The organism is Peribacillus simplex (assembly GCF_030123325.1).
Lineage (GTDB): Bacteria > Bacillota > Bacilli > Bacillales > DSM-1321 > Peribacillus > Peribacillus simplex_D.
The window spans coordinates 5,116,219-5,134,829 of sequence record NZ_CP126106.1; the positions used below are offsets into that span (position 1 = coordinate 5,116,219).

Consider the following 18,611-nt stretch of genomic DNA (forward strand, 5'->3'; position numbering starts at 1 on the left):
CTTTGAAGATAGGCTATACGTTTACTAGATTATATTATACATCAATTGTATAATTTTGAAAAAGTCCTGCACATCCCTCACTCTGGCATTTATCGGTTTCTTGCACTATTTTATATGAAATACTTTGGAAAACATCAGCAGTGGTATAGTATGAAGTGATCGGAAAGGAGAGATGATCCATGAAGGACAACCAAATCATCATCGGGATACCCGGTAAATGGAAGGACCGGACAGAATTGATTCAAACGGTCGCTTCCCAAAGCGAAGGGTATCTGTTAGCCGGGAATGTTTTTCACAACAGCGATAAGAACATTACTTTTCAGGCGGAGATCCATGATTATGAACCCACTTTAAAAGAGAGCTTTTCCTACGCCAGTAAAGACGCATTTTCGGAGAATGCATTAGAGGAAATCAATGACCATACCTTTACCGTCTATATTATAGCCGATATATCCGATACCGGAACTGTTATCGATTTGATTGATGCCGGGGCAGCGATCCTAAGGGCAGGCGGAATGGCAGTGAAAATAGAAACGGCTGGAATTGCCCATTCAAAGGAAGATTGGCGGCATCTTCATCATAGCCCGGATATTCTCTCGGTATATGCCCATTTTGTCACGATCATCGGGGAGGAAGATTATTATTGTTCATTCGGAATGAAAGCTTTTGGTCTTCCGGATGCCGTGACACTTAACACAATGAGTCCGAAAGAGGCGGCTGCGCTGCTAAACACATTTAATTATTACCATTTAGGTGAACGTCCTCCCTTTAAGAATGGCGAAACCTTTAGCATTCAACAAGATGCACCCGACTTTATATTGACGGGCCTTCAGGACTTTAGATATGAAGAAGACCATCCCTTCTACAACCCGTTTGGATTATGGAATTTAGGGACAAGTAAATAGAGGAGTGATTCGCTCCCCAAGACTGTAGACAAAATCGCATAAAGCGAGTTTGCCTGCAGTTTTTTTAGAAATCCGCTCCCTGGCTGTCAAGCCAAAACGATCGAGTGAATGAATATATAAGACACCCCTTTCCGGATCATACGTTTTAACAATTGATATTGAGCCCGGTCAAAGTTTTTCCCACTTTGTTTATCCATGAAGATATCTCGTTCATCCAATCCTTTTTCTTTCATGGCCTGAAGTTGACGTTCTTCATTTTGATCTTTGCTACTAACTCTTATGTATCCGAATTTACGAACATCCATTTTTATCCTTTTTCTTCTTACTTTCATATTATTCTAACAATCACGTTCGTAAAAGTGTATGTAAATCTATGAACGTTCATAAAGTGTTATCCAACTTTAACGAACGTTAAAACAAGGTAATTTTGCATAAAAAAGAACCGTTCGTAAAAGTGTACTTTTACGAACCTACAGCTTTCAAAATTAGATAAATAAAGATGAAATAGAAAAAGCTCTAGTGGTTAATCTAGGGCTTTTTATTGATCATCTAGCAAACCCTTGCTACATCAAGGGTTTATAAAATCCTTAATAAACGATAAAAAACGACTAGGAACCAAACCCCTGATACACATGGGTTTGGCTTTTTTAACTACTTCTTAAAATTACGATTATGTTAACTGAGTTTGTATATAATATACATTTCTTTATTTGAAGTAGATACTGTCAGTATGTCCAATCACCTTTCAACTTACAAAATATACTACTAATATTAAAGATTAGTTCTCTTACTAGTCTTTCATGTTGATTCTAAACTAAGGGAAGGGATCGTGAAATATAACTAATCCAAATCGTGTTCAAAATGGTGAATTTGAGCAGTCTATCCCGCCAGCCTTGCCTCCTTTTTGGTCGGGAACTGGTTCAACCGAAACTGGTACTCAATTGTTGGAACATACTAATGCACGGCTTAATGTCGGTGAAAATATCTTGCAGGCATTGTTACCTTTACAGGTTGGTCAGATTTATCAATTCCAAGCCGCTTTTAGCACTATTGGTGCTCCGACTGGTACAATTGATATCGGAATTTCTGGCATCACAACTCGACATTTTGTAGGAGCTAATATAGAAGACGGCAATGAATATTCCTACTACAATTTTAACTTCACAGCTACTGTGCCAAGTGCAACATTAACAAACGCAAACAACACCTCCGCCGATGTGTTTATCGATGTTGTATCCGTAAAATTAACGAATCCAAATCACGTTAGTAACGGTGGATTCGAGCAATCTATCCCGTCAGCCTTGCCTCCTTTTTGGTCAGGAACTGGTTCAACTGAAACTGGTGGCACTCAACTGTTGGGAGATACTAATGCACGGCTTAATGTCGGTGAAAATATCTCGCAGGCTTTGTTACCTTTACAGGTTGGTCAGATCTATCAATTTCAGGTCGCTTTGGATACTGCTGCTATTACAGGTACAATTGATATCGCTATTACGGGCATCACAACTCGAAATTTTCAAGGTAATATAAATAATGGAAATTATTCCTACTACAGTTTTGACTTCATAGCTACTGTACCAAGTGCAACATTAACAATCACAAACAACACCAACGCCGATGTCAAAATCGATGTTGTATCCGTAAAATTAGCTGATCCAAATCACGTTCGTAACGGCGGGTTCGAGCAATCCACCCCAACGGCCTTAGCTCCTTTTTGGACGGGAACTGGTTCAACTGAAACTGGTGGTACTCAATTGTTGGGAGATACTAATGCACTCCTTAATCCTGGTGAGAATATCTCGCAGGAATTGTTACCTTTACAGGTTGGTGAGATTTATCAATTCCAAGCCACTTTTGAATCTGGTGGTAGCGGTACTCTTGGTACAGTTGATATCGGAATTACTGGCATTACTTCCTAAAGATTGCAATTATGTCAACTAAGTGTGTTTATGAAATACAGTTCTTTATTTGAAGTAGATACTTTTTTTCAGAAAAAACGTGTAAAAGTAAAGAATCTTTCATGACTCGACAATCTGATAAAAGCACAATTTCACAAGAAAATCTATTAATTTTTATAGAAAACTGTTTTTCTCAGTCAGTATGTCCAAGCATTTTTTCAACTTACTTAATAAACTACTAAGATCCAAAAATTTTTCCTCTTACTAACTAAGAGAAAGGAGAATGAAATATGACGAATCCAAATCACGTTCAAAATGGTGGTTTCGAACAATCTAGCCCACCTGCTTTACCTCCATTTTGGTCAGGAAGTGGGGAAACCCAATCTGGTGGTACTCAGTTGTTGGGAGATAATAATGCACGGCTTCTTACTCCAGGTGAAACTATCACTCAGACATTATTACCTTTACAGGCTGGTGAGCAATATCAATTCCAAGCAGCTTTTTCAACAAGTGCTGGTGCAGGTACAATTGATGTCGATATTACAGGAATCTCAACTCGGACATTTCAAGCACTCCGCGTTCCAGGAGACCGATATGCCTTTTACAATTTTGACTTCATTGCTACTGGTACAACAGCATCATTAATAATCACAAACAATTCAGACGCTGATCTAAGAGTCGATGTTGTATCTGTTAAATTAACGAATCCAAATCACGTTCAAAATGGTGGTTTCGAACAATCTAGCCCACCTGCTTTACCTCCATTTTGGTCAGGAAGTGGTGATACCCAATCTGGTGGTAGTCAGTTGTTGGGTAATAATAGTGCACTACTTGCTCCCGGTGAAACTATCACTCAGACATTATTACCGTTACAGGCTGGTGAGCAATATCAATTCCTAGCAGCTTTTGCAAGTGCTGCTGGTACAGGTACAATTGATGTCGATATTATAGGAGAAGCAACTCATAAATTTCAAGCAGCCAACGTATCAGGCTTTTTTACCTTTTACAATTTTAACTTCATTGCTGCTGGTACAACAGCATCATTAATCATCACAAACAATTCAAACGGTAATCTAAGTGTCGATGTTGTATCTGTTAAATTAACGAATCCAAATCACGTTCAAAATGGTGGTTTCGAACAATCTAGCCCACCTGCTTTACCTCCATTTTGGTCAGGAAGTGGGGAAACCCAATCTGGTGGTACTCAGTTGTTGGGAGATAATAATGCACGGCTTCTTACTCCAGGTGAAACTATCACTCAGACATTATTACCTTTACAGGCTGGTGAGCAATATCAATTCCAAGCAGCTTTTTCAACAAGTGCTGGTGCAGGTACAATTGATGTCGATATTACAGGAATCTCAACTCGGGCATTTCAAGCAGACAACGTATCAGTTGGCGTAATATATACCTTTTATAATTTTGACTTCATTGCCGCTGGTACAACAGCATCATTAATCATCACAAACAATTCAAACGCTGATCTGAGAGTCGATGTTGTATCTGTTAAATTAGCATAACTTTATTTAAAAGCATTAAGGATGTTTTTTAACTATCTGGTGCTAGAGTTCAAGATCAGGGTTGCTACGGTAACTCTTTTCTTATTGCACTAAACTTTAGCATTCCTGTAGTTAGTTATTTTTCAGCTTTGTAACAGAGTCCATTTAAAAAAAGTAACAATCGAAAAATATACGTAGAATTATACTTTTACGAACGGCGGCAACAATGCTATACCGCCCATTCAGGAACTTCTATACACTAAGAGAATTCCAACCAAGTCGATCTCCTCTACATTAAAGAATCGACTTTTTCCTTAATGGATTTGGCGTTTTGGCTTACTTCCTAAAGTTTGCAATTATGTCAACTAAGTTTGTTTATGAATTACACTTCTTTATTTTGAGTAGATACTTTTTTTTCAGAAAAAACGTGTAAAAGTAAAGAAACTGGGATGGCTCGACAATCTGATAAAAGCACAATTTCACAAGAAAATCTATTAATTTTTTAGAAAAACGTTTTTCTCAGTCAGTATGTCCAAGCATTTTTCAACTTACTTAATAAACTACTAAGATCCAAAAATTTTTCCTCTTATTAACTAAGAGAAAGGAGAATGAAATATGACGAATCCAAATCTCGTTCAAAATGGTGGTTTCGAACAATCTACCCCACCTGCTTTACCTCCATTTTGGTCAGGAAGTGGGGAAACCCAATCTGGTGGTTCTCAGTTGTTGGGAAATAATAATGCACGGCTTCTTACTCCCGGTGAAACTATCACTCAGACATTATTACCTCTACAGGTTGGTCAGTTCTATACGTTCCAAGCAGCCTTCACGACACCTGCTGGTTCGGGAACAATTGACGTCAATATTACAGGAGAAGCAACTCATAAATTTCAAGCAAGCAACATGATAGACACCACTACTTATGCCTTCTATAATTTCGACTTCATTGCTAGTACCGCAACCCCAACATTAACAATCACAAATAACTCTGACGCCTTTGTGCATATCGATGTTGTATCTGTAAAGAGGGAGAATCCAAATCTCGTTCAAAATGGCGGATTTGAACAATCTGACGAGAATGCAGCAGATGAACTAGCTCCCTTTTGGATAGGCACTGGTAGTATTAATACTGGTGGTCAGCAGCTATTGGGAAATAATAATGGAGATATTGGTGATGGCGAATTTATCGCCCAGGCTTTATTGCCTTTACAAGTTGGAGAGGTCTATGAATTCAAAGCAGCTATTGTTTTTGACAGTACTCCTACTACTGGGACTATTGACGTCGATATTACCGGGACCTCTACCCGAAGATTTCAAGCCGTTAATATATCTAATACTGATTATATTTTCTATAGTTTTACTTTCGTGGCTAATGAAGCAAATGCTGCTTTAGCGATCGCAAACAATTCGGACGGTTCTATCAATATCGATGTTGTATCTGTAAAGAGGGTTAATCCAAATCTCGTTCAAAATGGCGGATTTGAACAATCTACCCCACCTGCTTTACCTCCATTTTGGTCAGGAAGTGGTGAAACTCAATCTGGTGTTACTCAGTTGTTGGGAGATAATAATGTACGGATTTTGGTTGGTGAAAATATCACTCAGACATTATTACCTTTACAGGTTGGTGAGCACTATCAATTCCTAGCAGCTTTTTCAACAAGTGCTGCTACAGGTACAATTGATGTTGATATTACAGGAATTTCAACTCGGACATTTCAAGCAGACAGCGTATCATCAGGCAGCTATATCTTTTATAATTTTGACTTCATTGCTACTGGTACAACAGCATCATTAATCATCACAAACAATTCAAACGCTGATCTGAGAGTCGATGTTGTATCTGTTAAATTAGCATAACTTTATTTAAAAGCATTAAGGATGTTTTTTAACTATCTGGTGCTAGAGTTCAAGATCAGGGTTGCTACGGTAACTCTTTTCTTATTGAACTAAACTTTAGCATTCCTGTAGTTAGTTATTTTTCAGCTTTGTAACAGAGTCCATTTTAAAAAAGTAACAATCGAAAAAAATACGTAGAATTATACTTTTACGAACGGCGGCAACAATGCTATACCGCCCATTCAGGAACTTCTATACGCTAAGAGAATTCCAACCAAGTCGATCTCCTCTACATTAAAGAATCGACTTTTTACTTAATGGATTTGGCGTTTTGGCTTACTTCCTAAAGTTTGCAATTATGTCAACTAAGTTTGTTTATGAAATACACTTCTTTATTTTGAGTAGATACTTTTTTTCAGAAAAAACGTGTATAAGTAAAGAAACTGTCATGACTCGACAATCTGATAAAAGCATAATTTCACAAGAAAATCTATTAATTTTTTAGAAAACCGTTTTTCTCAGTTAATATGTCCAAGCATTTTTCGACTTACTTAATAAACTACTAATGATCCAAAAAATTTTTTTCTAAGAAAAGGAGAATGAAATATGACGAATCCAAATCTCGTTCAAAATGGTGGTTTCGAACAATCTAGCCCACCTGCTTTACCTCCATTTTGGTCAGGAAGTGGGGAAACCCAAGCTGGTGGTACTCAGTTGTTGGGTGCTAATAATGCACAGCTTCTTACTCCCGGTGAAACTATCACTCAGACATTATTACCTTTACAGGCTGGTGAGCAATATCAATTCCAAGCAGCTTTTTTCGCAAGTGCTACTTCAGGGACAATTGATGTCGATATTACAGGAATCCCAACTCATTCATTTCAAGCAGCCCCTTTAACTAGCAATTATAGATTTTACAATTTTGATTTCATTGCTACTGGTACAACAGCATCATTAATCATCACAAACAATTCAGACGCTAATCTAAGAGTCGATGTTGTATCTGTTAAATTAACGAATTCAAATCTCGTTCAAAATGGTGGTTTCGAACAATCTAGCCCACCTGCTTTACCTCCTTTTTGGTCAGGAAGTGGGGAAACCCAAACTGGTGGTACTCAGTTGTTGGGTGTCAATAATGCACTGCTTGCTCCCGGTGAAACTATCAATCAGACATTATTGCCTTTACAGGCTGGTGAGCAATATCAATTCCAAGCAGCTTTTGCAGCAGCTGGTTCTGTGGGTACAATTGATGTCGATATTACAGGAATCTCAACTCGGTCATTTCAAGCACTCAGGTTAGATTCCGCGTATACCTTTTATAATTTTACCTTTATTGCTACTGGAACAACAGCATCATTAATCATCACAAACAATTCAAACAGTGTTCTGCAAGTCGATGTTGTATCTGTTAAATTAACGAATCCAAATCTCGTTCAAAATGGTGGTTTCGAACAATCTAGCCCACCTGCTTTACCTCCTTTTTGGTCAGGAAGTGGTGAAACCCAAGCTGGTGGTACTCAGTTGTTGGGTGCCAATAATGCACTGCTTGCTCCCGGTGAAACTATCACTCAGACATTATTGCCTTTACAGGTTGGTGAGCAATATCAATTCCAAGCAGCTTTTGCAGCAGCTGGTACTGTGGGTACAATTGATGTCGATATTACAGGAACCTCAACTCGGACATTTCAAGCACTCAACTTATTAGATAGTAGTCAGTATGCCTTTTATAATTTTGACTTCTTTGCTGCTGGTACAACAGCATCATTAATAATCACAAACAATTCAAACGCTGATCTAAGAGTCGATATTGTATCTGTTAAATTAGCATAAGTAGCTCAATATCAGATCCTTTCTGGCGAATATGGCCATCCCACTTTTTGATTTTGGACAGGCTTACCTTTGGTAAGCCTGTTTCTTTTTTATCGTATGCATATTTTTACCACTTAAAATACAAGTGATCGTTCTAAAGAACTTAAAATCCTAATATCATACAAATACACCTTTTGATGAACCAATGATCAGGTTTCATCATATTATTTAGAGGCGGAATGATCGGATTTGTATGGCTTTTGTAATTAATATTATTAATTAAGTAGGTGTAATCGTTGCTCTCAAAAAAACCAACAACTGTTTTAGATGATGATATTTTTATTGTATCTTATCCAAGGTCGGGGAATACATGGGTGAGATTTTTGATTGGGACTTTATATTTCAATCTAAAAATCGACTGGAAAAATATAGAGGAGTATGTGCAAGATATATATCACCATGATGATTCTCAACTATTGAAGTTTAAATCACCTCGCCTGTTAAAAAGTCATAGTTCTTATGATAACAGATATAATAAGGTAATTTATATTGTCCGTGATGTTCGTGATGTAGTTATTTCTTATTATTATTGGCATCTTAAAATGAGTAACTACCAAAACACATTTGATGAATTTTTTAATGAATTTATAGTAGGTAAGTGTCCATTTCAAGATTGGGATAAAAACGTAACGAGTTGGATTAAAAATAAAAATAAAATAGAAAATGGATTCTTATTATTAAGGTATGAAGATTTAAAACATAATACTTTTGAGCAATTAAAAAATATCGCTGAATTCCTTTCCATACAAAGAGATGGTACTGAATTAAATAGTGCAATTACATGGGCTTCTTTCGAAAATATGAGGAGATTAGAAACAGAACAACAAAGTGAAGTTAAACGGTTTAAGAATTCTGATCACTATATACCGTTTATCAGACAAGGTAAAAGTGGAAATTGGCAAAATATCTTATCCGATATACAAAAACAAATAATTAAGGAACGTTTTGGTGACTTACTTTATGAATTAGGATATGAAATTTAACAAAATATTGTTTTTTAAAATCAAATACACAGAGTTTTTTTCTTAAATACACTGTTAATTTTTATTCTAGATTTTCAAAAAACATTATTTATATATGGAGGATTACTCTTAAATATATGAGTTTCATTAGGAGGAAGTTATGATCATATCTCATAAACATAAATTCATTTTTATAAAAACTAAAAAAACGGCAGGAACAAGTATAGAGATTAGCTTATCGAGATTTTGCGGTGAAGAAGATATAATAACTCCAATTCACTCAAAAGAAGATGAAGATATAAGAGCTAATTTGGGGAAATTACCACAAAACTACGTAATCGAAATTCATGAGAATAATCAAATAGAGAAAAAAGAATTTTATAATCATATTCCTGCAGCTGATATTAAAAAGCTGGTAGGGGAACGTATATGGAGATCCTATTATAAGTTCTGTTTTGAGAGGAATCCTTGGGATAAAGTTATTTCCGCTTACTACTTTATAGTTGCAAAAAGACCAAATGAGGAAATAACTTTTGAACAATTTTTGGATTCTTACTTAATGTTCCCTTATAATTATCCCTTATATACAATAGATGATCGTGTAGTTGTTGATTTTGTGGGTAAATATGAAAACTTAGAAGTAGATATGATGAAGATGTGTAAAGAAATAGGATTAGCCTATGATGGATGGCTACCAAAAGCTAAAGGTAACTATAGGAAGAACCAAAATCATTATCATAAATTTTACACATTAGAACAAAAGCAAATAGTTGAAAAATATTTTAAAAAGGAAATTGAGTTATACGATTATAGCTTCAGTTCTGATTCAATTTAGGAATATCATTAAGTGACTAAAAATGCTTGTAAAAAGAAGGGTGTCCGATAGGATAATAAGTAGTACTTTCCTTTTGGGATACCCTCTATATATTTATAATTTTTTTCTCTTTTTAAACGGAACATGATTTTTCTTCCATGTTCCGTCTTCTGGAGACAGTAAATATGTGGGGGGAGTACCCTTTGAAAAGTTAAGAAGCAAAAATAAAGACAGCCTAGTGCTTGTTACCTTGACTGTCCCTTTATTTCTATACTCTTTCCGATCAACATTAATAGCATCATTTTCATGCGGTCGTTAATAAAACAATAAATGAGGAATGTGCATGATTAGTCCGGATTAGTTGCACATGGTACTGGTGGAGCTGTTAAAAATGGCCTCCTCGCCGCAAACGCCTGTATGTTGGGTCTCGGCTAGCCAGTTATTCGGCAGGAGTGTCGCATATTTCTTCAATCCAATAAGGAATATAAAATAATAAAAAAACATATAAAGCGAGTTTGAGGAGGCTCCCGGACCGCCCGCGGAAAGCGAGTGCCTGGAGAGGAAATCAACGACCTAGTCTTAATCATCGTTGGAATGAGACCATCCCGAATTCCCTTTTTAGACAAAAGGGGTTCAACCGAGTTTTTCACGCTTTTCTTCTTCATGCTCCTTCTTCACAAGGGACATGCCGCTCGCTTGGTATTTGAGGATCTTTTGAATGACCGTGCCAAGATGCGCCCCAGCTTCAACAGGGGGAATCCCTCCTTTATGGATGTTGGAAATGACCATCCTTTCTGCTTCAATGGTGCCCAAACGTGGTTTATAGCAAATATAAGCGCTCAATGATTCAGCACTGACCAGACCAGGCCGTTCACCGATCAACAGGACAATGACCTCAGGTCCAAGGATTTCACCGATATCATCCATCACCGCAACCCGGCCCTTTTCAATATAAAAAGGTGTACCTGTATCCAGACCTGCCACTGCCAAAGATTGTTTGAAAGATAAATAGACATCCTCCACATTTTCTTCGATCGCCTTGGCACTTAAGCCATCGGAAATGATGATTTGAACCGTTGGGGCCTTTATGCATTTGGCTTCTATCACCCGCTTTGCTTCATCCGAAAGCTTCCTGCCATAATCCGGACGCCGTAAATAGACTTCCTTATCATCAGCCTTCGTTTTCACCTTGAATAAATCCAGGCGTTTCAAAAGAATATCACTGACTTCACCATATACAGCATCGACGGCCGCCGCATGGTCAAAACGGAATTTTAGCCAAGAATCGGTTTTCGGCCGGGTCCCTGACCTGCCCACCCCTATCCGCGCAGGGGTTTTCGCCATCAATGCAGCCAAATCTTCCTTATTATTCATTCCCATATCATCCACTCCTAATGGTTAAATATAGTCGGATCACCGGCACGCTTCGTTAATTTTCCATTCTCCATAATCCCCATCTTCTCCAGCCAGGCTTCATATAATGGCGCGGGCCGCTTATCCATCGTTTGCCTCAAAGTCGCTATATCGTGGTAACTCAAAGACTGGTAGTTTAACATGCAGTCATCCCCCATCGGAGTTGCGATGATGAAATTCACGCCAGCCGCCGTTAAAAGTACACCCAAGTCCTCGATATCATTTTGATCCGCCTTCATATGATTCGTATAGCAAATATCCACACCCATCGGCAGTCCATGCATTTTTCCCATGAAATGATCTTCTAACCCGGCGCGGATGACCTGCTTGCTGTTATATAGATATTCAGGTCCGATGAATCCGACGACCGTATTGACAATGTACGGATCAAAATAGCGGGCAAATCCATAGTTCCTGGCCTCAAGCGTCACCTGATCGATTCCGAAATGCGCTTCAGCCGATAACTCGGACCCTTGCCCCGTTTCAAAATAAAGATGCTGCGGGCCTGTGCCGGTCCCATAGGCCTTCGCGACCTCATTAGCTTCTTCGAGCATTTGTACGTTAATTCCAAAAGAACGATTGGCCGTTTCCGTTCCGGCGATGCTTTGAAAAATCATATTGGCAGGCGCCCCCTGCTGTACGGCCTTGATTTGCGTGGTCACATGCGCAAGCACACAATTTTGGGTTGGGATGTTCCACTTCTGGATGACATCCTGTGTCGCATGAAGCAGCCGCTTTACGCTTTCAACCGAATCATCGACAGGGTTGATTCCAATGAGTGCATCCCCGACTCCATAGGAGAGGCCTTCTTTTAAAGAAGCCAGCATGCCATCCACATTGTCGGTCGGGTGGTTAGGCTGAAGGCGCGAAGCAAGCGTTCCTTTGTATCCGATCGTGCTATTATTCTTGGTGAGCACTTCGATTTTATTGGCTGCATGGATTAGGTCGAGGTTCGACATTAACTTGGCTGCCGCAGCAATCATTTCACTATTCAATCCCCTACTTAATCGCTTTAAATCCTCGCCGGTCGTTTCGTCACTCAAAATATATTCACGCAGCTCGGCAACGCTCCAGTTCTTCACGGATTGATAGATGGTTCCATTGATGAGACCATCTATGATCCGCGACACCTCATCCTCTTCCGGGGAGAGCATGGGATAGTTCCTGATGTCCGCCAAAGTCAATTCGCTAAGCACCGCTTTCGCCGCAATCCGTTCTTGGACCGAATCTGCTGCAATTCCCGCAAGCCTATCTCCTGATTTCTCTTCATTCGCTTTGGCCATGACTTCTTTCAACGATTTGAATTGATGGATTTCCCCAAAGTATTGAGTGGATAATTTCATCGTATAATCCTCCTTTTCCTACCTGTGAAAGGTTAGCGTTTTTACTACAACCGGAACGACCCCTGTCCGCAGCAGCCTTCCTATATCTAAATAATCACCATGTTCCACTTCTGTCTGATCAATGCAGATGACCGGCAGATCCGGTTGGTTCGCTAGAATGGTTTGACCAAGTGCTTTCCCATAATCACTATCCATGACAATGATCAGAGGCTGCTGCCGATTCGTTTTTTGCATCAAGGCCTCGGTAAAAGCGACTGCGAGCTGGTGAATGTCCCGAAATGATTGATAAGGTAAATTCGTTAAATAAAAGGCAAAATTCAGGCCCTCCTGCAAGGGATCGTATATCGTGATCGCATCCTGAACAGCTTGTGCCATTCTCGCGGTTACATCATCTATCCCGTCATGAAAATCGACCCGATAGACCGGGATATTGCGAACGGGCAGATGAGAATCATTCACCTCGATGGTCGCACCGCTTATTTCAGTCGTATGTGCGCCTGCTCCAAGGACAGTCGCCCGAACCGTTTCAACGGGCTGTTCCCACTCCCATGCAGCCAATTCTTCATTTTCCTTAATAGAGGCGGCAAGCATCATGCCGATATCCCGGAAGCTTTTGTCCTCCCGTTCTTGATGATAGATGCAATCACTGACACCTCCCGAGAACATCAGCACATCGATTTGCCCTGTCCATGATGGCTCCTTCCCAATTAATAGAAGTTCATCTTCTTTTGTGAATGAACCAGCCAAAAACCTCGAAAGCACCTTCGCCATGTCATTTGTGATGATTGACCCATCACCATTCAAAGGAGAGTGCCCCTTTGATTTCAGCCATTTCCCTATTGAAGGGGCAACCTTCACCTTCTCTCCCTCCCACTACACCAAACGGCCTCCTATATGCAGTGTGCAAGTTCCGCAAAGCATGCCGGAACGGTATACGGCAATATTCGCCGTTCCCCCGCCAATGTCTATGTTCGCTACAGTCTTTTTTGTCTTTATGGAATGTTGATGGGCACCCGACCCCTTGGCGGCAATGATTCCCTCCAAGTCCGGACCGGCTGCCGCTACAAGGAATTCCCCCGCCGCTTTAGATAACCGGTAAACCATTTCTTCTGCATTTTGTTTCGTTGCCGTTTCCCCCGTAATGATGACAGCCCCTGTTTGTATGTTATCGATCGTGATCCCGGCCTGATGGTATTCACTTTCCACCATTCTTTGAACAGCAGGTATATCAATTACCGTATCGGATAAAAGCGGGGTCCTGAAAATGGGACTTCGATACAGAATTTTCTTAGCGGTAATTTCGATTTTTGGCACCTGTCCGCCACCCGCCACATTCCTAAGCGAAAGCTCGCTGATGACAAGTTTTGTCGTACTGGTGCCAATATCAATTCCTGCACTGATGATTCGTTCCACCTGTTCATTCATTAAAATCACACCCCAGTTTTACACCACTTGGATTTCATTGCCGTTTTCTTCTGCGTTTTTCGTTTTATATTCATTTACGCCGATAACTCCTGCTTCACGATCCTTTTCCTCCAATTCCAAAGCTTTCGGAACGGACAGCCAGTAAGCAAGACCGATTCCAATCGCTCCGGCAGATAGCTTGCCGACAATGATCGGCAATATCAAGGAGGGCTGAAAGTTGGCTGTGAATGATAAATGATCCCCTAATAGGAAGGCCGCACACACGGCGAAGGAAATGTTAATGACCTTATCTTTCGGCGGCATATCTTTAACAAGTTTGAACATCGCCAATATATTGGCTACCGTGGCTAATATCCCTGCACTCCCCGCTTTGCTCAGCCCGATTTTGCTACCCATCGCTTCAAGCGGCTTGCCTGCGTATTTTTGAATGAGGTAAATCATTGGAAAGGCACCTGCCAGCATTATCCCGATATACCCCGCCGTTTCCAGGGCACGGAACTGGTCTGCCTTATCGGCCATGATCGGATGGAACCCCCAAGCACCAAATACATTGGAAAACAGCCCGGTGAAAATTTCCACGATCGAAAACACGAGTACGAGTTTGATTGCAGCATCCAATATTTTTCCAAACCACATGAAACCTTTGATCATCAAATCAGGCAGGAAATAAAGACCTAACGCGAGCAAGACCACAAAAATAAGAAGCGGGGAAAGATTCAGGGCAATTTTCAAATAGCTCAACGCGAATTCATATGTAGAATCCGCATTCGTGGAAATCACTTCACGGATTTTCGAATTCGTTGCCACCACCAGCACGCTTGAGATAAAAGCGCCAATCGGAATCGTCAGGATTCCTGACATGACACCAAGTGCCATGTATTTATGATCACGCTTCTCCAGCATCGCAAGCCCCATTGGAATCGAGAATACAATCGTTGCACCAGACATGAATCCGACAATCATCGCCATGATCCAGCCTTCATATGATTCCTGCAGCTCGGCCGCCAATTGGTAGCCCCCCATATCCGTTGCCAAAATCGTTGTTGCGGCGAGGGCGGGATCTGCACCGATCGCAGCGAAAATCGGGCCGCATACTGCATCGATGAACCATGATAAATAAGGGATCGATGCCATGATTCCAGCTGCCGGGATAAATATATGGCCAACGGTATGCAAACCTTCCATGAACTGTTTGCCCAAGCCTTGCTCACTGTCTTTAATCGATGCAATAGCACCGACAACGGCACACACCATAATGATATAAATTACGAATTTACCAACCATCTCCATACATATTCCCCCTGAATTCCGATTTGATTTGGCCTATCGTCTTTAAAAAAAGGGTATAAAAAAAGACGCCTCTTATAGTCCAAACTAGGTTGCTCGGCAGAAATGCCTGCCTATAACCAATTTGGTCCATCAAAGCGCCATTGCTTCATCTATTTACTTGTTTTTGATCATTTGCAATGATTCGACGTGCCACCGTCTCCATGGAAAGCTGCTTATCCATACTTAGCCTTCTCAGCTTATTATAAGCAATTTCTTCTGTTACATTCTTCCTTTTCATGATAATTCCTTTTGCCTTTTCAATGACTTTACGATTTGTGAGCGTTTCATCCAATTGAGCATTTCGTTCCTGATGCTTCTTTGTATTGGCTGCTTGCTGCAAAGCTATCTCCACTGCCGGAATCAAATTCGCCTCCGTAATTGGCTTTACAAGATATCCGACGATATTCGCGCGCTTCGCCTCGTCGATATATTCACGCTGGCTGAATGCAGTTAAAAGCAGGACTGGAATCTGAAAGGTATTGGATATCACATCGCTAGCCTTAAGCCCATTCATTTTTGGCATTTTGATATCCATCAAAACGAGATCTGGCTGTAGTGCATGTGCCAATTCAATCGCCTTCTCGCCATTACGGGCATGTCCTACAACATCGAAGCCTGCATCCTTGAGCATGATCGTTATATCAAGCAGAACAATCGATTCATCCTCCACGACCAAAATCCTCTTGACCACTTCTCCCACCTACCTCTTGTATGGAAATCTTACAGAAGCCAGGGTACCTTCTTTAATGCGATGAATCGAAAACTCCCCATCCAAATCATTTTCCACCGTCATGCGGATGATATCCAGCCCTAAAGTTGGTTTCACTGCAGGTGAATATCCGATGCCATCATCTTTTACTTGAATCTCCAATTCGGGACCATCCTTTTGAAAGCATACGGTAATCTTCCCTTCCATCCCTTCCTTGAATGCATGTTTCACACAATTATGAATGAGCTCATTCACAACCAGAGCGACAGAAATGCCAATGTCGGAATCAATGGAATGAAGCTCGCCACCACTATATTCAATGCTCAGTCTTTGACGGGCATGACCCTCCGTATGAACGATCATATCGCCAATTTTCCTAATAAGCTCAAGCAGGTCCACATGATCGACCTGACTGCTTGCCAGAATGATTTCATAAACCGACGATATGCTTAACACCCGATTCAAACTGACCAATAAATGGGGCTTGCTTTCTTCAGGGGCTCCTATCCGCATTTGCAGCCGAAGTAAACTGGCGACTGTCTGCAAATTGTTCTTCACCCTATGATGAATTTCACGAATGGCCACCGACTTGCTAATCAGCTCTCTCTCTTTATCCCGCAGTTCCGTCAGGTCCCGGATGATGATGAACGTTTCATCGGAATTCTTGTTGCCCAAATGGAATTTCTTTATTTGGAAAATCTTTTTACCAATGTTCATTTCCTTCATCAAAATGTCCTCTTTTGAAGCTAGAACATCGGCTAAGCCAGGAAAATAATCGAAAATGGATTCACCTAGAACACAGTCCGTCATACATATATCCGATACTAGATTAATGGCAGCAGGATTCGTATAGACAAGTCGGTTTTGGTTATTAATCAGGAAAATGGACTCCTCGATAAATTCAGGAACTAAGGAATTTTGTTGATCTTGCCTATCAAACTGTTTAGAAGTTTCAAGTTCTTCATGGATCACCTTTTCCATGATCAAAACGGCGATGACACGATTGCATCCCCCCCTGATTGGAACGACACTTTGCTGGACCATTGCTCCCTCTTGAGTCAATGCCCGATTCACGAACATATCCTTTCCGGTGCGCAATACATAAAATACTGCCGGTTCAAAAGCCTCATAGGCAAATTTCCCGACAACCGGATGATCATAAACCGATTTCACGGAATGTCCGCATGCCTCTGCGACGACAATGGCATGCTTCCCTTCAAGCACAGGACAATCGATAAATATATTCGCTTTATTCAAGTTGGCTATCAACGATAAATTCGTTGATAGGTTTTCAAGAATCTGAATATCCTTGTCCAGTAAATGAGTATGCATCTCACATAATTCTCGGACAGTCATTGTCCGTTCCATAGGCAAAACTCCAATAAATGTTTATTCATGGATATTATTATTGATTATTATAGATACCGCCCTTATTTTTGTCAATATTCAAAATATTCTAATGTAATGTATTCTAACATTAGTTGGAGATATGTAAAGGGTTATTTTCCAAACGTAAAAAGACCGAATTTCCCCGAAATGGCCGTATGATGGATACATCATACTTCGTCAATCAAAGTCTTCCTTTTTTATAGTTGGTGCCCATACTTATCATGATATTTCTATATTACACCCTTTACAAGGTAGTCAGATTTCTTGCATTACTCATGAATTCCACCTCTTCTGGTTATAGTAAAGAAGAAAATATCGGAGGAGGTACATTCCATGAAAAGTTCAAAGGAATTTGTTGAAAGCATTCAAGAGCAGCAGAAAAAGGAAGAAGGTAATTTCCGCCGTCAAGGTAATGGGAATCCCGCTCAGAAATTACCGAATAAAAAGCATTAATGAGGCCCATCCTCAAAAAATCCCAGCCTTAACAAAGGGCTGGGATTCTTTTCACTCCGATGCACTTTTTTTCTTCTTCATCTCTTCGATTTCTTTTGAAAATGTGTCCTCTATCTCTTTTTTATTTCCATATAAAAAGAGGTTATCCCCTAATTTGATTTTATACTCATATAACTCTTTCCTGATTTTCACTTCCCCGCTTTCAATAAATAAAATATTAATGTCCGCTCCCTGTGATATGACATCAAAGGCTTTGACATCTATGAATTCAGAGTCCTCATAAATATCGATTTCCATGACCACGTCTTCATCTTCTAAAAAGAGGACTTCCTCTATCGGATGTTCCCATAATTCATAATGATTGTACATTTCACTTTTCATCTTATTCGATAATCTATTATTCAAGAATGGAGCTTTCACTAATACGACCAGTACTAACAGTATCCCTATAATGATGCTTAACTCCATCAAGCGCAGATCATCCGTAAGCAATGTACTGATCGATGAAATGATGACAGCAAGTGAGAAAGCACCAAATAAAATTAAAAACATGCTTATTTTCCTTCGAACGGGATGATCGATGATGGATTTTGACTCGTCAGTTGTAAAACCAGTACCCGTCAGCATGGAGATAACCTGAAATCTGGCCACTGTGCTTTTTAATCCAGTCAATTTCATCAAGGTAACCGATATTTCAATAACAAGAACAATGATTAAAAAATAAAGCAGCATAAAAAGTAAATTCATCAAAATGATCACTTCCT

At 40.0% G+C, this 18,611-nt stretch carries 13 protein-coding genes and 3 pseudogenes; 8 read left to right on the forward strand and 8 right to left on the reverse strand.

Annotated elements, in window-relative coordinates; translation table 11 throughout:
* The first annotated feature begins 179 nt into the window (after nucleotides 1–179).
* Entirely contained in the window at nucleotides 180–905 is a 726-nt protein-coding gene (locus QNH43_RS24280; protein WP_283916035.1) for a DUF4261 domain-containing protein, read from the forward strand.
* Between the two features lie 90 nt (nucleotides 906–995).
* On the opposite strand, the pseudogene QNH43_RS24285 reads toward QNH43_RS24280, so the two are convergent.
* Nucleotides 996–1,210 (reverse strand): annotated as a pseudogene (locus tag QNH43_RS24285) (recombinase family protein); the annotation flags it as partial.
* A gap of 636 nt (nucleotides 1,211–1,846) precedes the next feature.
* On the opposite strand from QNH43_RS24285, the gene QNH43_RS24290 reads away from it, so the two are divergent.
* The 6 genes from QNH43_RS24290 to QNH43_RS24315 all read left to right on the forward strand — a co-directional run bounded on the left by QNH43_RS24290 (nucleotide 1,847) and on the right by QNH43_RS24315 (nucleotide 9,807).
* Nucleotides 1,847–2,824, forward strand: a complete 978-nt coding sequence (locus QNH43_RS24290; RefSeq protein ID WP_283916036.1) for a hypothetical protein — start codon at nucleotides 1,847–1,849, stop codon at nucleotides 2,822–2,824.
* Nucleotides 2,825–3,093: 269 nt separating this feature from the next.
* A complete protein-coding gene (locus QNH43_RS24295; RefSeq protein ID WP_283916037.1) occupies nucleotides 3,094–4,323 on the forward strand; it encodes a hypothetical protein in 1,230 nt (409 codons plus the stop codon).
* A 594-nt stretch (nucleotides 4,324–4,917) separates the two neighbouring features.
* Nucleotides 4,918–6,162 carry a hypothetical protein gene (locus tag QNH43_RS24300; RefSeq protein ID WP_283916038.1) on the forward strand — a complete coding sequence of 415 codons (1,245 nt, stop codon included), beginning with the start codon at nucleotides 4,918–4,920 and terminating at the stop codon, nucleotides 6,160–6,162.
* Nucleotides 6,163–6,747: 585 nt separating this feature from the next.
* A complete protein-coding gene (locus QNH43_RS24305; RefSeq protein WP_283916039.1) occupies nucleotides 6,748–7,971 on the forward strand; it encodes a hypothetical protein in 1,224 nt (407 codons plus the stop codon).
* A 275-nt stretch (nucleotides 7,972–8,246) separates the two neighbouring features.
* Nucleotides 8,247–8,993, forward strand: coding sequence for a sulfotransferase domain-containing protein (locus tag QNH43_RS24310; protein ID WP_283916040.1), 747 nt, complete (start codon nucleotides 8,247–8,249; stop codon nucleotides 8,991–8,993).
* Nucleotides 8,994–9,132: 139 nt separating this feature from the next.
* Nucleotides 9,133–9,807 carry a sulfotransferase family 2 domain-containing protein gene (locus QNH43_RS24315; RefSeq protein ID WP_283916041.1) on the forward strand — a complete coding sequence of 225 codons (675 nt, stop codon included), beginning with the start codon at nucleotides 9,133–9,135 and terminating at the stop codon, nucleotides 9,805–9,807.
* Nucleotides 9,808–10,419: 612 nt separating this feature from the next.
* Here the strand turns inward: QNH43_RS24315 and eutC are convergent.
* The 6 genes and pseudogenes from eutC to QNH43_RS24345 form a co-directional block, all read right to left on the reverse strand.
* Nucleotides 10,420–11,145, reverse strand: a pseudogene (gene eutC, locus QNH43_RS24320) (ethanolamine ammonia-lyase subunit EutC); the annotation flags it as partial.
* A 32-nt stretch (nucleotides 11,146–11,177) separates the two neighbouring features.
* Nucleotides 11,178–12,542, reverse strand: coding sequence for an ethanolamine ammonia-lyase subunit EutB (locus tag QNH43_RS24325; protein WP_283916042.1), 1,365 nt, complete (start codon nucleotides 12,540–12,542; stop codon nucleotides 11,178–11,180).
* A gap of 18 nt (nucleotides 12,543–12,560) precedes the next feature.
* Nucleotides 12,561–13,967: pseudogene (locus QNH43_RS24330) on the reverse strand (ethanolamine ammonia-lyase reactivating factor EutA).
* Nucleotides 13,968–13,985: 18 nt separating this feature from the next.
* A complete protein-coding gene (gene eutH, locus QNH43_RS24335; RefSeq protein WP_076370094.1) occupies nucleotides 13,986–15,257 on the reverse strand; it encodes an ethanolamine utilization protein EutH in 1,272 nt (423 codons plus the stop codon).
* Nucleotides 15,258–15,402: 145 nt separating this feature from the next.
* A complete protein-coding gene (locus QNH43_RS24340) occupies nucleotides 15,403–15,987 on the reverse strand; it encodes an ANTAR domain-containing response regulator (RefSeq protein WP_192206791.1) in 585 nt (194 codons plus the stop codon).
* 9 nt (nucleotides 15,988–15,996) lie between these two features.
* On the reverse strand, nucleotides 15,997–17,373 hold the full coding sequence (locus QNH43_RS24345) for a sensor histidine kinase (RefSeq protein WP_283916043.1): 1,377 nt from the start codon (nucleotides 17,371–17,373) through the stop codon (nucleotides 15,997–15,999).
* A 354-nt stretch (nucleotides 17,374–17,727) separates the two neighbouring features.
* Between QNH43_RS24345 and QNH43_RS24350 the strand changes: the two genes are divergently transcribed.
* A complete protein-coding gene (locus QNH43_RS24350) occupies nucleotides 17,728–17,847 on the forward strand; it encodes a DUF4023 family protein (protein ID WP_061465287.1) in 120 nt (39 codons plus the stop codon).
* 51 nt (nucleotides 17,848–17,898) lie between these two features.
* Here QNH43_RS24350 and QNH43_RS24355 read toward each other — a convergent pair whose 3' ends face one another.
* Nucleotides 17,899–18,594 carry a hypothetical protein gene (locus QNH43_RS24355; protein ID WP_283918445.1) on the reverse strand — a complete coding sequence of 232 codons (696 nt, stop codon included), beginning with the start codon at nucleotides 18,592–18,594 and terminating at the stop codon, nucleotides 17,899–17,901.
* Between the last annotated feature and the right edge of the window lie 17 nt (nucleotides 18,595–18,611).

Bases quoted from the DNA above. Each gene is read 5' to 3' on its own strand.
- QNH43_RS24280 (WP_283916035.1), top strand. From the start codon at position 180: ATGAAGGACAACCAAATCATCATCGGGATACCCGGTAAATGGAAGGAC.
- QNH43_RS24325 (WP_283916042.1), bottom strand. From the start codon at position 12,542: ATGAAATTATCCACTCAATACTTTGGGGAAATCCATCAATTCAAATCG.
- QNH43_RS24300 (WP_283916038.1), top strand. From the start codon at position 4,918: ATGACGAATCCAAATCTCGTTCAAAATGGTGGTTTCGAACAATCTACC.
- QNH43_RS24315 (WP_283916041.1), top strand. From the start codon at position 9,133: ATGATCATATCTCATAAACATAAATTCATTTTTATAAAAACTAAAAAA.
- QNH43_RS24295 (WP_283916037.1), top strand. From the start codon at position 3,094: ATGACGAATCCAAATCACGTTCAAAATGGTGGTTTCGAACAATCTAGC.
- eutH (WP_076370094.1), bottom strand. From the start codon at position 15,257: ATGGAGATGGTTGGTAAATTCGTAATTTATATCATTATGGTGTGTGCC.
- QNH43_RS24355 (WP_283918445.1), bottom strand. From the start codon at position 18,594: ATGAATTTACTTTTTATGCTGCTTTATTTTTTAATCATTGTTCTTGTT.
- QNH43_RS24305 (WP_283916039.1), top strand. From the start codon at position 6,748: ATGACGAATCCAAATCTCGTTCAAAATGGTGGTTTCGAACAATCTAGC.
- QNH43_RS24350 (WP_061465287.1), top strand. From the start codon at position 17,728: ATGAAAAGTTCAAAGGAATTTGTTGAAAGCATTCAAGAGCAGCAGAAA.
- QNH43_RS24345 (WP_283916043.1), bottom strand. From the start codon at position 17,373: ATGGAACGGACAATGACTGTCCGAGAATTATGTGAGATGCATACTCAT.